Source organism: Methanotorris igneus Kol 5 (assembly GCF_000214415.1).
GTDB classification, from domain to species: Archaea; AGJL01; Methanococci; order Methanococcales; family Methanococcaceae; genus Methanotorris; species Methanotorris igneus.
Window position 1 is genome coordinate 1,138,642 of the sequence record NC_015562.1, and the last position, 15,615, is coordinate 1,154,256.

Genomic DNA, 15,615 nt, shown 5'->3' on the forward strand with positions numbered 1-15,615 from the left:
CTTAAATTTCGTGTTTTTAGGACTTATCTTGAAAATAAAGGATTTGTTTTAATTTCATTTTCAAAGAAGGCAATTTGTTCCTTTAATGATTTTATTATTTCCCTGTTATCAAACTCTTGCAATATCCCATCGCACCTTGGGCATCTAAATCCAGTTTCCATTGCCTCATCAAAGACAAATCTCAAATTACATTCTGGACAGTAGAAAAACATATTGTTCTCCTCAAACTCCAACCTCTTTTTCAAATCATCTAATATATGATTGACTCTCTTTTTTACAACGTAGGGCAGTTTCTCAATTGTTGGTTTCCATGTGTATGTGTACCAATTAGTATCTTCATCTTTTTCTCTTCTATAATCCACTAACCTTGCCTCATATATTTTATACAAAAGTTTTCTAACTAAATTTAGCTTTAAATTTAACTTTCTTGCAATTTCATCATCTGTAGCCTCACCTAACTCCAAAAGTACATCCAATATCTCAAACCCTTCCTCCTCACCATCAAAAATATCAAACAACACTTCCTGAACAAGTGGGTTGTCAAACATCTTGTAAATCTCTTCTTTACTTAGCTTCATACTCAACACACTCCTTGTAAATACTGTCTATACAGTGGTTAATGTTAGTTTTAGCAATTACTGTTGCTATTGGCTCATTTTTTTCTATCACTGCATTATATTTTGGAATATCATAAACAAATGGTTTCTTTTTGATTTTTGCGATAATTTTTTCCTTTGCAAACACGATTCTCTTAATAAACCTCTCCCTGACGTTCGCTGATTTTCCTTCAATTATATGCTTTACTAAATTTACTCCTGCAGATTTTTCAATAGTTTCAAAGGTTCCCAATATCCTTGGATTAATCTCAATTATACAAACTTCATTATCTTTAATCATAAAATCAATACCATTCATACCCTTTAGTTCAAAAGTTTCAATAATTTCCCTGAAATCATTTATGGCTTTACTAACGTTAAATATCCTACCATTTAGTGAATAAGGAGTTATATTTCCAACATACATATTGTTCTCAATTATCTGCCTATTAAATGTTATAAAATTAGTGTCTATGAAAGATGCACTAAAACTCTCAGAATTTATATATTCCTGAACCAATATGGGGAATTCAATGTTGATATTCAATTCTTCAAGAGCTTCTTTAGCACCCATGTTTTCAATTGTGGAAAAGCTTATTTTTGTGACGCCAATACCTCCACTACCAGAAATCGGCTTTAAAATCGCTATTTTTAATTCATCCAAATACCTCTCCAGCTGAGAATAGTTCTTAGCAAGGTATGTCAAAGGAACGTTGTAGCCCAAGTTTTCTAATCTTTTAATGGTATTATATTTATTGCTCATCCTTTTAATCTTTTTTGGTGGGTTTCCAATAACATCCCAATTGGGAGTTTTTGAATTCTTATCCTCAAATATTCCAGAAGTTATCAAAATACCATCAACCTCATCCACAAATTTCTCTGCCGCTTTTAACAATTCATCCTCACTGTAATTCTCCCTAAAATGTCCATGGTTATAGTCATCTATAAAATATATCTTTTTGTCGGCATTTAAATCCACAGGGTTATAATAAGATACTGAATAAACTTCAAACCCCAACCTCTTGGCAGAATTTACTACGGGGCGAGTATTGACACCAACAACAAGCAACCTCATAACCATCCCCAAAACAAAAAAACAATATAGTCGTTTAGGTTATAACCGATAACAATCTTCAATGAAATTAAAAAGGGATAAAGTTTAGACATATTTGAAATATTATGTTTAATTATTATTCTTTTAAAATTGTTGTGAACGATTATACACCAAAACAAATAAAATTGCAAAATAAATCCAACTTATCAAAAAATTACTTAACATCCAATTCCTTCCTTAACTCTCCCAAAGTAGCACATCTTTCAGCAAATGCATCATGTCTATGTATGCTTTCTTGATTAACCTGCCTAACCAAAACTCTTGCTTCATCTGGAAGGTAATCAAAAGTTTCAACAATCCTCTTTATCATTTCCCTTGCACAATCCTCTACAAATTTGGGATTTCTATGGGCTGTTTCAACAACATATGCTTCATCACTTCTCTTTAAAAGCTCGTAAACTTCTCCACTCATGGATTTTTTAATAATATCTATTATCCTCAATATTTCAACATTATATCCTTCTGGAACCTCAATTAAGATTGTTCCAATGCCCCTTTGGTTGTGAGTTGCTATAACCACAGAATCCATTATCTTTTTAATCTCCTCATCAGAAAAACCCTGCTTTTTTAAATTTTCTATTGATTTTTCTTTTAGTAAATTTTGAGCACATGGGCACGCAGTTATTCCAACGACCTCAGCACCAACCAATTTTTTAATTTTTATTTTATTACCATCTTTAAATCCACATGCCTTTGCCATTATCTTACAAACTTCCTGGGAGTGCTTTTTTGATACTGGGCTTTTCTCCTCTAAAACAAAATCACTCACCATAAAAACCTCTGCCCTTGTGGCATATTCATGCTTTTCAAACAACTTTTTAACAATCTCCTCACAAATCGTCTCCATCTCATACACATCTTTCTCTACTGCATCCTCTATAATCTCCTCTATAACTTCAGGATTTCTTGACATGTGAACTCCTTTTTGAAAACTTGGCAAATCAACAAACACTTCAAACGTTGGTAATAAGATAATTGGCCTCTTATTTTTCCTCTTAATTTTTACCAATTTTTTCAAATTTGTTATCCCAACCCTTGTTAAAGGAACCTTAATATCTGGTTCTGTTGCTTGGATATCACATTTCATTGAACCACCTAACAACACTAATCATTATCATTCATTAACACATCCATCAACTCTTTTGACAGTGTATAGTAAACATTATTTCCCCTTCTTTCTTTATAAATATATCCCATTTCATAAATATCTGATAAATGCGTTCCTATAGTTCCCGGGGAGTTTCCTAAATATTTTGCCAATTCTGTTACTGTTGAACTTCCTCCCAATTCTGCAAGAGCCCTAACAATTTTTGATTGGGCAGGCGTTAAGTGGTTTAATATTTGATGACCAACACTAATTCCTAAAACCTCCATAGCCATCTTAACTATATCTTCATCAATCTTACTAACTCCTTTTTTTAATGCTATTGAAATTGATTCTGAGCAAGTCATTATTATCTTTCTTGGAATCCCATCACATTCTTCAACAATCTTATCTATTGCCGCATCAGTAAATGGATCAAATTCCTTTGCGTTTCCTATATGTGCGTCCTCCAACCTCCTCCTAATCAAATCATAAGATTCCTCTTTTGACAATGGAGGCATGTTAATAATTTTTGGTATCCTATCCCTCATTGCTGGGGAGATTTTTGTTAAGTCATCCATAAGTGTTGGGGAACCTGCAAAGAATGCCAAAATTCCATCTTCATATAGGAATGAGTGGAAAAACTGTAACAAGCTTAAACAACTTTTTTTGGCAAATTGATCCGCCTCATCAACTAAAATTATACAAAGTTTGTCCTCTTCTTTAACCTCATTCAATAAAAAATCAAGATCTCTCTCAATTCTCTCCCTTGGATAATGGACTGGTGTTCTGTCACCATAATCAACAAGTTTCCTATAAATTTCCATGATTTTCTGGGAGTGTTGTATATACTCACTGCATATTGTTCCATCTATTGAGATGAGGTTATCCCTTATTAGGTTGTAAAGTACTTGTATCAAAAATTGCCTTGGTGTTATTTGAGATGCCGTTAACTCAACAGCCCAATGTCCCTGTTTTTTTGCAGCGTAATATATTATGTTGAGAAGAGAACTTTTACCAATCCCCTTTGTCCCAACAATAGCAGCGTTGACAACACTTCCATACTGCGCAGCTCCAAAAATATCAGCTATTTCTCTCAACTCTGATGTTCTCCCAACAAAAAATTTGGTGTTTCCCCTTATAGGCTTCTCTGAAAATGGGTTTGTTTTCAATTTTAGCCTGTGCATGGCGTTTTTTGTTGCTGATGCTGAGTTGTATATAAAGTCAATAGGGTCCAACATAAGCATCACCCATCCACTAATACGTTTCGAAATTTTTTATATCTTTCGAAAATCCGAAAATCCAAAGATATTTTATCAATAAATTTAAATATAATAACTAATAAATACAATTTACAATAAAACAAATCTCATGAATATAAAAATATAAAGCTAAAATATTGTGAATCAAATAATAAACATGCGAAAACACCAACTACAAATGCTCAAAAATAAACTTGAATAAAATTCAAAATTATATATATACTATTTTATTGTAATAAAGTTTATTTGAATTAGGATATTTCCAAAAACCGCATATAACAAAAGTGTGAATCAAAAATATACAAATAACAAAACTATGAATTTAATGATTATATAACAAAACTTCAACAAATATAACCTACAATTGCTAAAAAATGATATTAAAATGTGATTATATATAAAATACCTGATATTATTTTAAATCTAAAAAATCAAACAAATGACAAAATTTTTATACCACGACCTTTATGTTATTACTAAATAGGGCCAGAGGTCCATATATGAATCTAACCAAAATATCAGCAAAAAACTACATATAATTGAAATCTTAAAAAAATAAAACAAAATAACAATTATTCAATAAAAAAAGGTGATAACAATGGAATACCTACCAAAAGAGATTATTTCCACTCCATTCAGGAAGGCAATTTTGCACTATGTGTTAATACGTGGCACAACTTATCCACAACAGGTATCCGAAAACCTTCGAATTTCCAAAGGGTTACCTTCTCAGTTTTTAAGGCTATGTACGGCATTAGGAGTTACAAAACGTGAAAGAAATGGACATAAAGTTCTCTATTCATTGACAACTAAAGGCATAGCCATTTTAAAGCGATTATGTCCAGAAATCTTTGACTTGAGTTTTTCGAGTATTTTCGAAAACCTTTCGAAAATGAAATTCAACACCAAGTATTACCCAGTCGAAAAAATAGGTTTTGAAGTCAAAAAAATTGTAGATAATTTTGGTGGAGTCACATTTGTATTCTACGATGCTGATGGAGAAGAAATTTCAAGAGTGTTCAAGCCGAAAAAAGGTAGTTGGTGGTGTATTTCATGCCAATCGTCAAATTGTAAGCATATTAACTATCTGAAGAAATATTACGACAAAACAAATTAGTATGATTTCGAGTTTTCGAATCGCATGTATGTATATGCCTTGGAAGAGCATCAAAATTACAACTGGTAAAATTATCACAAGAAATAAAATAGGTTGAAATGTCAAGATTTTTTGGAGATTTTAGTTATTTTGTAGTAGATCATGCTAAATATAATTGTTAGTTCGTTTTATTTTAATCAGTGACGTTTTTAATTGATACTAATGTATAAATTCAGTTAATATTTGTTTTATATAATGTTTTGTTAATTATTTAGTTCTCAGACATTTATTGAGCGAGAACATAAAATATAATAAAAAAATTTTTGTGATAATTTTGTTGGTGTACAATGTTGGATACATTCCCTCGCTACCTATACATACATGCACTTCGAAAACTCGAAACACTTTGAGAAATCATTTATATACTAATTTTCGTATTATATTGATTTACAACCTTTTAAGAAAAACTTATTTGTGACACTACTTTACACAAAACATATTTTATAATAATCTTGCATCAGTTTTGTAATACTTCCAAAATTATATATCACTCGAAAACCCGAAACTTTTCTAATCTTGGGATTGGTTCAAGGATGTTATTTATTGTAAATAGTAGCAAAATAGGTTTTCTTGGGAGTTTATCCAGTAGTTTTATAAGTTTTTCTCTGTCGAGTTTTATAGAGAACCTTATGGTTTTTCTAATTTTCGTTTTTGATATAATACCCATGTCAACTAAATCGTTAAGGTATTCGTAAATTGTAGGTAATTTTAAATCTACCCTCTTTTCAATATCTTTGATTTTGAATTTTCTTAACTCACAGGCGATTTCCACAATTTTTTCATATTTTTTTGGGACGATTTTTGGCAATATCTTCAACCATGGGATTTTTATATCTCTTAGTGTTTTTAGTTCTTTTTTTGAGTGTATCAGTATTAACCTTATGACATTCAAATTGCCTTTCGAAATTTCGGCTAAGTATTTTGCAACCCTGTTGGAGATGTAATAGCCGAGGTGTTTGGCATAGTATTTAACTGCTGCTATGGTGTTTATTTTTGCGTTTTTAAATAACTTTTTTGCATAATCTATCGCTTCAATTGGGCATCTTATTATAACAACGATATCATTTTTCGTTAATTCTTCAATAAATTTTACAAATGTTTTTGTGTGGTTCCATTTTGTTATGTTGTGGACGTCAAATACTAATATTGGGCTTAATACTCTTAGCAAACTAATTACTTTTCCTCTAACTTTTTTAAAGTTCCAATTTTTAATGTCCTCAAATAAATCGCCTATCATCCTATACCATGCTTTTTTTGCTCTGTAGTAGTTGTTGTTTGATTTATCAAAATATTTTTCGTGGATGTAGTTGAATAGATTTTTTAACCAATTTGCTTTTTCTATTTTTTTAAACATTACCATTTTGTCTTTTATTAAATAGATTAGCCGTGATATGGTTTTGCTTAATGATGGTGTGGCAAGAGATCTTATTATGGGTATATTATTGACTACTTCAAAAGTTCCATTTTCATTTAATTCCAAAGTATTTTCCCTTATTGTGGGTATTAGCCATAACTTTTCGGTGAGAAAGTCCTCTGGGGAATTGTATATTATTTTCATAATTCTCACATCAACCTATATTTTCCAGGTTTCGGCTCGTCTATATCTCCATTTTTGATGAGTTTTTTAATGATTCTTTCTGCCTCTTCCTCGTCGATTCCCTCTTTTTCACATAACTCTATAACATCCTCATGCAACGCAAGACCATCATCTTTCTTTTCAGCAAGTTTTTTGATAATTTCATAAACTACCATCATCTTATCTCTATCTTTCTTTGAGACACCGGTTATTTTATCAATATCAAACTGTCCCGTATCTGGGTCATAGGCAATCTGTTTCAGGCATTCGGTGATTATGTTTATTGCCTCTTTTGCATCCTCTTCATCAACCACATCCTTTAACTTTGCCTTTGCATGTGCCTCTGCCAATCTTATAGCTGCCTCTAATTGTCTTGCTGTAACTTGTATAGTTCCTTTTCTCATGTTTAGGTAGTAGTTTATGAGAAGTTTTTTTGCCTCTTCAGATATTACTGGCTTCTTTTGTCTTGCGTAGGCAATGTATTTTATTATAAATTCAGTATCTATCTTGATTCCATCAACCTCAATATATTCTAACCCAACTTTTTTGTTTACTTCTTTATCTAAGTGTGCCCTATGGATGTCTATGATGTGTTCTGCTATTTCTTTGTCTTTTGCCCTATCTGGTTCATCTCTTATTGGAAAGATCAAATCAAATCTACTCAACAATGGTGCAGGAATGTTTATCTGCTCTGCAACTGAAATGTTAGGGTCGAATCTTCCCCATCTTGGGTTACATGCTGCCAAAATTGCACATTCTGCTGGAAGTTTTGCAGTGATTCCCCCTTTACTGATGTGTATTGTTTGACTCTCCATTGCCTCCAAAACATAACTTTGCAAATCTTTATTTACTGTTAACTCATCGATACATGCCGTTCCCTTATTTGCCTTCACCAAGAGCCCTGGTTTAATAACCCATGTGTCATCTCCAATCTCTGTCTTTTCCCTCACTACTGCCGCGGTTAAACCAACTCCTGATGCAGTGGTTACAGAACCATATAAATTCCCAGGAAGTTCTGCGATCCTCCTCAATATCACTGTTTTCCCGATTCCTGGGTCGGTGATTAATAAAATATGGATGTCTGCTCTTTTATTTCCTTTTTTAACCCCTTTTATTTGTTGCAAAAATACTGCTTTTTTAACAACTTCATGCCCTTTTATCTCAGGAATTAGTCGATCTGCCAATAAATCCACAACATTTGGCAATTTACTTATTTTTTCAATCTTTTTGATATCTTCCCTACTTAATTCCATTTCAATTTCATCATCTAAAACCTCACAGTTGATTCCTTTTATATAGATGTCATATATTGGCACTTTTTTGTTCTTTTGTATTTTTATTGGAATGCCTGTTATCTTTACCCTTCCACAGTAAATCCCTGGGGAGTTCTCTAAGAATACGGTTATGTATTTTGGTGGTTCCTCTGGGTCATCCATCAAATCCAAAGGTTGTTGAACTTTTATCTCTTGAAAGTCCATGTATTCACATTCATTGTCAATTAAAACTAAATCATTCCCTCCACATTCACAACTTGGCTCTTCAAATGGTTCAAATGGGTTATCTATGTTTATAGTTATTTTTTTCCCACATTTGCTACAAATAAATGTTGCTTTTTTTAGAACTGTTTTTATTTTTGTTGCCGTCACTACTATACCTTCAAACTCTACGAGTTTTCCAATTGTGTGACTTTTTATGTCACTGATTGTTAGCAATCTATTTTTGTGCCTAACTTTTTTGAAAATTTCCGGTAGATTTTTTATTGTGATGATGCATTTTGGATATTCGTTTTTTAATGAATAGTATGCTTTACGGTAACACTCTTCTATGAATTTTAATCCTTCCTTAGGATGTTCATGAATAAATTCCACAAAATCAATTAATCCAAATTTATAAATTTCAGTTAGGTCAATCTCAATTCTTTCTTTTTCTGAGATGATATCGTCGTTGTAGAAATTTCTGATGTAATATATAAGCAGATCTTTTAATTCCTCAATTTTTTCTCTTATTTTGTCATTTTCCATAATTCCACAGAACTTTCTAATTTAGTCGTTTGCGGAATTTTTGTCACTTATTTAATTCAATAAATATTGAAAAAAACTATAATCACGGTTAATTTTAGATAGGACATAACTCTTCCTTTAATTTTGATTGTGTGTAATGTCATTTATAAAACGCAACGACTATATTTTTTGTGAAGTTTATAGTATGTGGGGTATATATTCTTTTAGTGTTGTTTAATTTAAATGTTTAAATATTCAAAGAAAAATAAATTTATATATTATGAAAAACAGAAATATGTTATTATTATGTGGGGTGGGAGTTATGGATATTATTGAAGGTTTGAAGTTTCCTATGGATGATGAAGAATGGGTTAAGAAGGTTATTATTGGGGGGATTATAGGCATTATCCCCATAGTTAATCTTATAGTAGGTGGTTATTTTGTTGAAACTATGAAGTATGTTATAACTGGAAAAAAGGTTCTTCCAGAATGGGAAAATTGGGGAGGTAAGTTCATTACTGGTATTTGTGTGTTTATTATAGGTTTGATTTACTTTGCGATTCCTTTAGTGGTGATGATTTTGTTAGGGGGATTGGGGGCTTTGGTAGGTAAAAATTCTTCTATTGTTGGTTTTGTGTTGGGATTTGTGTTATTTATAGTATTTGGATTTGCAATGCCTATGGCAATTGCAAATTATGCTGCAAAGGAAAAGTTATCAGCAGCATTTGAGTTCGAAGAAATATTGGGAAGAATAAAATCGGTAATTGGGGATTATTTATTGGCGTATGTTGTGTTGTTTATTTTGGTTTTTGTATTGGATCTAGTATCAATGATTCCCATAATAGGTTGGATATTGAGCATTTTTGCCATGTTTTATTTGTCTTTAGTGGCTGTATATTACTTTGGAACTTTATATAGGGAAAGTTCTAAGTAATATTTTTTATTTTTTTACTCCATTCTTTTAAATAATCTTCAAAATTTTTATTTTCTTCATTTATGCCTTTAATTTCGACTTTCGGTATTTCGAGTTGTATATCCAATTCCATTGCCAACTTACAGAACTCTTCATAATCAATCTCCACTTCAGGAATTAGGCCTCTCCTTTCCATTTCGACTTTTCGGATGCCGATAACTTTGACGCCAATCTCTTCTCCAATCTTTTTAACTTTTTCAAAAACATTAAAATTATAAACCCTATTTAGTATTATTCCCTCAACTTTAATTCCCATCTCTTTTAGTAGGGAATAATATGCTAAGCTTTCAACAAATGCCCCCTCAATACCGCTTTTATTACATGCAGAGACAATATAAACTGGGAAATTTAATAACTTCGCTATCTCAGCCCCACTGTAATTTTTCTTATTTAATGCCCCAGTAAATGCCCCCATAACCCCTTCAATGATTACATAATCGTAGTTGGAATTTTTTAGGTAATTTAGGTATTCAGAGACTTCACACCAACCTCTATCACTAATTTTTATACTACTATATTTTAGCATTGGTTCCCTCAACAGATACAAAGCTGGGACGATATCCCTAACATCAGGCCCAATCTTTGATACCAAAACCTTTCCATCTAACTTTGAGCAAATTGCAGTAGTTAAAAATGTTTTTCCACTTTCTGAGCCCGTTGCTAATAAAATGATTCCCCGAATTTCTTTTTTGTTTTCTGTGTTTGTTATGTTTTTGTTTGTGTTATTTCTGAATTTTAATCCTCTTAATTTTAATTTTTTCATAACTTCTTTATTTTTTTCAAGGATTTTTTTTCTCTCTTCTTCATCAACCTTTAAGTTGTCTAATATATTGTTTCTTATATGTTCGTTGTCCAAAAACCCATGCACCATGGTTCCAATGACTTTTCCACAAACAGCCCCAGATATGATATTTTTACAGGTTTTTTGCATCTTATAGTTTAGTTTTTTGACCTCTGATATTGTGAGGGGTTTGGTTTTTTTATCCGTTATCTTTATATTTCCATAGGTGTGGCAGTGAAATCCTTCTCCAACAGTTCCTTTTTTTCCTAAGATTGAATCTGTTTCAAGTGTTGCTTTAACCCTATCTGTGCAAATTAGTGGGGAAAATTCAACATTCAATAAACCCAATCCCTCCCTAATTATTGGAACCGGGCTTTTCCTCCCAATGTCTATTTTTTCCGATAAGATTTGAAAACCGCTACAAATTCCAATTATGTACCCATCAAAATTGACAATTTCTTTTTTTAGGTTTTCATTGAGTGATTTGCTTTCTACTATACTACCTCCTGGAATAATAAGCATGTCTAAATCTTTAATATCCTTGATATTATTTTCATCGATGATTTTGGTTGGTAAATTTCCGAAGTATTCAAAACATGGAAGAGAACCTTTTATGTCTAAGATACCAATTTCCATAATTACACCTGTGGTATCCCAAAATTATTTCGCATCAGTAGGTAATAAAAAGAGGAATGTTAATAATAAGAATAATATGAAGGGGGCAAAACTTAACGATAAAATGATTAGGAAAATCATTAGATGGAAAGAAAAGGGCTTTGAAACCAGCCGTATAGCTAAGAAAGTTGGAGTAACTCCCCGTAGAGTTCAGCAAATATGGAAAGAATATAGAGAGACCGGAGAAATTCCAAAGATAAAACGTAGGGGTAGAAAGCCAAAGAAAATATCGAAGGGAGAGATTGATTTAGTTCTTAAAGCAGTTGAGGAGTATAAAGGAACCAGTGCAGTGCATTTAGAGAAATACATAGAGAATAAGCACAATATACATATTCCTCATAATCGTATATATACTATACTGAAGGAGTTCGATCTCACCCACAAGAGAAAGAAGAAAAGAAAGAAAAAGCCAAAGCGATTCAGCGCTTCAAAACCTAACGAAATGTGGCAGATGGATTTTAAAATCGTAGATGTGGATGGAGTTAGATATAATCTCCTGTTAATAATTGATGATCACAGTAGATTCATCCTACACGCTGGAATTTACGAAGAAGCTACAACCGACGTTGTTATCTCGGCTTTAGAAGAATGCTTTGAAAAGTATGGAACGCCGAAAAAGATATTAACTGACAATGGAACCCAATTCGTCCCTGCAAGGGGTGGAATCTCGAGATTTCAGAAGTTTCTAATGGAAAGGGAAATTTTGCATATAAAAACCTCAATCAGACACCCTCAAACGATAGGAAAAGTTGAAAGAATAAATAGGGAAGTTGAATATCGACTGGACAAGTTCAACAACCTGAAAGAATTCGTTGAATGGCACAACCAAATAAAACCACACCGCTCATTAAGTTTTAAAACCCCATACGAAGTATACTTCGAAAATACCAAATGCAATAAAGAGGTGATAACATGAACATGAACAACGAAATAATTTCAGGATACAACAATAATTAATGCAGTAAGAATATTGGTATTATTGAGGATAATAAAATTCAGACATCTTAACCTAAGTCGAGAAACCATTAATTTTATAACCATATTGACATTTAGTTTTATATTATCATGTTTTATATGGCTGGCTGAAAATGAAGCAAATCCAAAAATAAACAATTTTGCAGATGCATTTTACTTTACAGTAATATCTATAACCACCATAGGATACGGAGATATTACACCCCAAACAATGTGGGGAAAAATAATAATTGTTCTTGCAGTGTTATATATAATATCTGGACTAATAACAAGGGTTCAGAGAATTATCAGTCATGAGCTGGAAAAAAAGAATAAAATTAATCGCTCATCTTCTCAATCAACTGATGATAATTTTGAAAACCAATAACTATTAAAAAATCTATTAAAACTGGGATTTTTCACCCCTCCTCTGTTAATGGAAGCATCAGAAACAACATAACAACATAAAGAACATTAAAAATCTACTTAAAGTAGTGGATTCATTAGAAATATTTGTGTTTTTTATCAATCAATATATATGAGCGTAAGTTTAAAAATTAATGGTAAAACATAGTATAATAATTGGGATTGATGGAAATGGACACCTTAAATAAAATAAAGTTGGGAATGGTGACTATAGGGGCACTAATATTATTTGCGTCTATAGGGTTTATGTTTTTGGAAGGTTGGGATTTTTTCACGGCGTTGTATGTTTCAATTGTGACAATATCGACTGTTGGTTATGGTGATTATACTCCAACTACACATTGGGGTAAGGCACTGGTAATGGTGTATATCGTTACTGGTGTTGGTGCTGTTGCGTATACATTTGGAAGTATTGCAGAGTTTTTTATGGAAGGGCATTTTAAAAAAGTTGCAAGGATGAGAAAAATGGAGAAAAATTTAAAAAAATTAAAGGGTCACTTTATTATCTGTGGATATGGCAAATTAGGAAAAGTTGTAGCGGAAAAATTCAAAAATGCAAAGGTACCTTTTGTTGTTATTGATTCTGATGAAAAAATGTTGGAAGAAGAAGCTGAAAAGGACCCTGATCTGATTTATGTTGTGGGGGATGCTACATCAGATGATGTTTTGATAAAAGCAGGTATTGAGAGGGCAAGGGGGTTAATTTCTGTGGTAAATACTAATGCTGAGAATGTTTTTATAACTTTGTCTGCTAAAAGATTAAATCCAAACATATATGTTGTGGCAAAGGCAGAGGATGGTAGTGCAGTAGATAAGCTTTTAAAAGCAGGGGCTGATAGGGTAGTTTCTCCTAATGTGATAGGGGGTTCAAGGATAGCAGAGATAGCCCTAAAACCTGAGGTTTTGGATTTTGTATCTACCATAATGGATGATAGTTATGATATGGAGATTGAGAAGTTCTGTGTTTGTGAAGGATCTGAAATTTGTGGGAAGTCACTTTATGAATCCCAAATAAGGTCAAAAACTGGGGTAACAATCTTAGCAGTTAAAAAGGGGAATGATTTAATTATAAATCCTTCCCCAGATGTTGTTGTTGATAAAGGAGATGAAATTTACGCGTTTGGTACTAAAGAACAATTAGAAAAACTTGAAAAAATATTAAATAAAACAAAAAAAAGAAAGAATAAATAAAAAAAGACAACTTAATGGAAATTTTAATGTCGATTTCCAAATACATTTGTCTGAGATGAGTTATTCAATATATTTTGTTTTATCTTTAACACCAGCTCCTAAAAATGCTCTTTTTCTTCTTGCACAACTCTCACAAACTCCACAATGTAAAAAATCCTCTCCATTATCTTTGTAGCATGAGTAACTATACTTTAAAACCTCAACGCCCAATTTCTTTTCAATTTCATGCCCAATTTTAACAATCTCCTGCTTGTTCTTATTGCATAGTGGTGCCTCTATCTTAACTTGGTTTAATGTTCCATATTCCAATGCCTTATTTAATCTCTCAACAAATTCAGGTGTGTTGTCTGGAAATGTTGTTGCCTCCTCCCCGCTTAAACCAACAAACACCCTATCTGCATCAATACTCTCGGCAAACCCGCTTGCAATGCTGAATAAGATTAAATTCCTCGCTGGAACCCAAACTTCTTCCATTGTTTGAATGGTTCTGAATCTCATATCCAACTCTTCAATATCCAATTTTGGAGGTTCTTTTTCAGTTAGCAAAGCACTTTTTCCAAATTTTTTAATAAATGGCAAATCAATAACAACATGTTCAGCATTTAAAATTTCTGATATTTTTTTTGCAGAGTTTACTTCCCTTTTTGCTGCTTTTTGTCCATAGTTAAATGTAATATTAACCAAATCATAACCTAAATCCTTTGCAATTAAGCAACTTACTGTAGAATCTAAACCACCGCTTAAAACACATACTGCTTTCATATTATCACTTTTTGTTTTTTGGTTTTAGATAATAAACATTTGGGAAATTAGCCAATGTATTTCTTCAACAACATCCCAACGGCAAAACTTGGGGTTGCCAATGAAACTTCTTTCCCATAAATTTCTTTTATTGATTTTATGTTATATCCCTTTAACGCATCTTTTAAGATTTCTTCTCCTAAACCAGTTATAACTACATTTTTTAATTCATATTTTTTAGATACCTCATCAACTCCTTCCCTTATTAATTTCAATAATTTGGCATAGAATTCTTCAGCAATAGCAGTTAATTCATCATCATTGATCATCTCTCTATCTCCACACAAAACCCTTGCGACTCTTGTTAAGCATGCGTCTCTATCAACGCCCTTACCATCTGGTGTCTCACAGGTGTAATCTTCTTCCTTAATTTTGCCAAGAATAACGTGTATATCACCAGTTATTGCAAAGTATTCTGATGATACATGTGTTATTTTTCCTCTAAAGTTTATTTTATTGGCTAAAAATGATAATGGAGTCCTCAAAGTCCCAACATAAATAAGTTCGTTGTTCATTAACCTATCCAAGTCCTTCTTATTTGCCAAAATTTTCCCATCTTTTATTGGGATTATATCTGTTGTGGTTGAGCCCATATCCACCAAAATGCAGTTATTATCAATATATTCAGAGACAAATTTTGCAGTAGCCATCCAATTGGCGGCGGAAACTTTTAAGTAGTTTTCTCTCGCTTCTTCTGGAGTTAAAAAATTCCCATCAGCATCAAGAACATAAATTGGGCAATCATAGGCGTTTTCAACGGAATTTAATATGTCATTTACGCCCTCTTTTTTTGTTTCATAGGCATCAACGAGTTCAGCGGTCATAACAATACCAACTGTATCAACATTTTCACTGTATTTTTTTAATAATTCGGTTAGTTTTTCATTATTTTTCCACATTGGGAAATATATATGATGTATTTTGTAGTCATTCTCATCAATTTCAGTTATTTTTGTATTTGCCCCACCAATATCAATGCCCAATATCATCTTTTCACCAAGATGGTTTCTTAGAATAAAATAAATT

At 32.2% G+C, this 15,615-nt stretch carries 14 protein-coding genes; 5 read left to right on the top strand and 9 right to left on the bottom strand.

Translation table 11 applies throughout. The features are described from left to right. Positions 1-23 precede the first annotated feature (23 nt). The 4 genes from tfe to METIG_RS05720 all read right to left on the bottom strand — a co-directional run bounded on the left by tfe (position 24) and on the right by METIG_RS05720 (position 4,035). On the bottom strand, positions 24-578 hold the full coding sequence (gene tfe, locus METIG_RS05705; RefSeq protein WP_013799278.1) for a transcription factor E: 555 nt from the start codon (positions 576-578) through the stop codon (positions 24-26). Further along, the gene (locus METIG_RS05710; RefSeq protein WP_013799279.1) at positions 565-1,671 is read right to left on the bottom strand and encodes an ATP-grasp domain-containing protein; all 1,107 of its coding nucleotides are present in this window, start codon (positions 1,669-1,671) and stop codon (positions 565-567) included. The genes tfe and METIG_RS05710 overlap by 14 nt, the downstream gene beginning before the upstream one ends. 193 nt (positions 1,672-1,864) lie before the next feature. Next, positions 1,865-2,797 (bottom strand): GTP cyclohydrolase MptA, encoded by a 933-nt coding sequence (gene mptA, locus METIG_RS05715; RefSeq protein WP_013799280.1) that lies wholly within the window; start codon positions 2,795-2,797, stop codon positions 1,865-1,867. 17 nt (positions 2,798-2,814) lie between these two features. After that, positions 2,815-4,035, bottom strand: coding sequence for an ArsR family transcriptional regulator (locus METIG_RS05720; RefSeq protein WP_172632632.1), 1,221 nt, complete (start codon positions 4,033-4,035; stop codon positions 2,815-2,817). 619 nt (positions 4,036-4,654) lie between these two features. Here METIG_RS05720 and METIG_RS05725 point away from each other — a divergent pair. Next, entirely contained in the window at positions 4,655-5,173 is a 519-nt protein-coding gene (locus METIG_RS05725) for a MarR family winged helix-turn-helix transcriptional regulator (RefSeq protein WP_013799282.1), read from the top strand. A gap of 526 nt (positions 5,174-5,699) precedes the next feature. Here METIG_RS05725 and METIG_RS05730 read toward each other — a convergent pair. Beyond that, positions 5,700-6,770 (bottom strand): hypothetical protein, encoded by a 1,071-nt coding sequence (locus tag METIG_RS05730; protein ID WP_013799283.1) that lies wholly within the window; start codon positions 6,768-6,770, stop codon positions 5,700-5,702. Positions 6,771-6,775: 5 nt separating this feature from the next. Next, entirely contained in the window at positions 6,776-8,809 is a 2,034-nt protein-coding gene (locus METIG_RS05735; RefSeq protein ID WP_013799284.1) for an ATP-binding protein, read from the bottom strand. Positions 8,810-9,110: 301 nt separating this feature from the next. Here METIG_RS05735 and METIG_RS05740 point away from each other — a divergent pair, with 301 nt between their 5' ends. Beyond that, on the top strand, positions 9,111-9,722 hold the full coding sequence (locus tag METIG_RS05740; RefSeq protein ID WP_013799285.1) for a DUF4013 domain-containing protein: 612 nt from the start codon (positions 9,111-9,113) through the stop codon (positions 9,720-9,722). Here the strand turns inward: METIG_RS05740 and METIG_RS05745 are convergent. After that, on the bottom strand, positions 9,715-11,178 hold the full coding sequence (locus tag METIG_RS05745; RefSeq protein ID WP_013799286.1) for an AAA family ATPase: 1,464 nt from the start codon (positions 11,176-11,178) through the stop codon (positions 9,715-9,717). The genes METIG_RS05740 and METIG_RS05745 overlap by 8 nt on opposite strands. A 76-nt stretch (positions 11,179-11,254) precedes the next feature. Here METIG_RS05745 and METIG_RS05750 point away from each other — a divergent pair, with 76 nt between their 5' ends. The 3 genes from METIG_RS05750 to METIG_RS05760 all read left to right on the top strand — a co-directional run bounded on the left by METIG_RS05750 (position 11,255) and on the right by METIG_RS05760 (position 13,788). Beyond that, on the top strand, positions 11,255-12,133 hold the full coding sequence (locus METIG_RS05750; protein WP_013799287.1) for an IS481 family transposase: 879 nt from the start codon (positions 11,255-11,257) through the stop codon (positions 12,131-12,133). Between the two features lie 126 nt (positions 12,134-12,259). Further along, positions 12,260-12,559, top strand: coding sequence for a potassium channel family protein (locus METIG_RS05755; protein ID WP_245527597.1), 300 nt, complete (start codon positions 12,260-12,262; stop codon positions 12,557-12,559). Between the two features lie 209 nt (positions 12,560-12,768). Beyond that, a complete protein-coding gene (locus tag METIG_RS05760) occupies positions 12,769-13,788 on the top strand; it encodes a potassium channel family protein (RefSeq protein ID WP_013799288.1) in 1,020 nt (339 codons plus the stop codon). 60 nt (positions 13,789-13,848) lie between these two features. Here the strand turns inward: METIG_RS05760 and queC are convergent, their stop codons facing one another. Both queC and mfnF read right to left on the bottom strand, forming a co-directional pair. Further along, positions 13,849-14,550 (bottom strand): 7-cyano-7-deazaguanine synthase QueC, encoded by a 702-nt coding sequence (gene queC / locus METIG_RS05765; protein ID WP_013799289.1) that lies wholly within the window; start codon positions 14,548-14,550, stop codon positions 13,849-13,851. 47 nt (positions 14,551-14,597) lie between these two features. Then, on the bottom strand, positions 14,598-15,578 hold the full coding sequence (mfnF, locus tag METIG_RS05770; RefSeq protein ID WP_013799290.1) for a (4-{4-[2-(gamma-L-glutamylamino)ethyl]phenoxymethyl}furan-2-yl)methanamine synthase: 981 nt from the start codon (positions 15,576-15,578) through the stop codon (positions 14,598-14,600). Between the last annotated feature and the right edge of the window lie 37 nt (positions 15,579-15,615).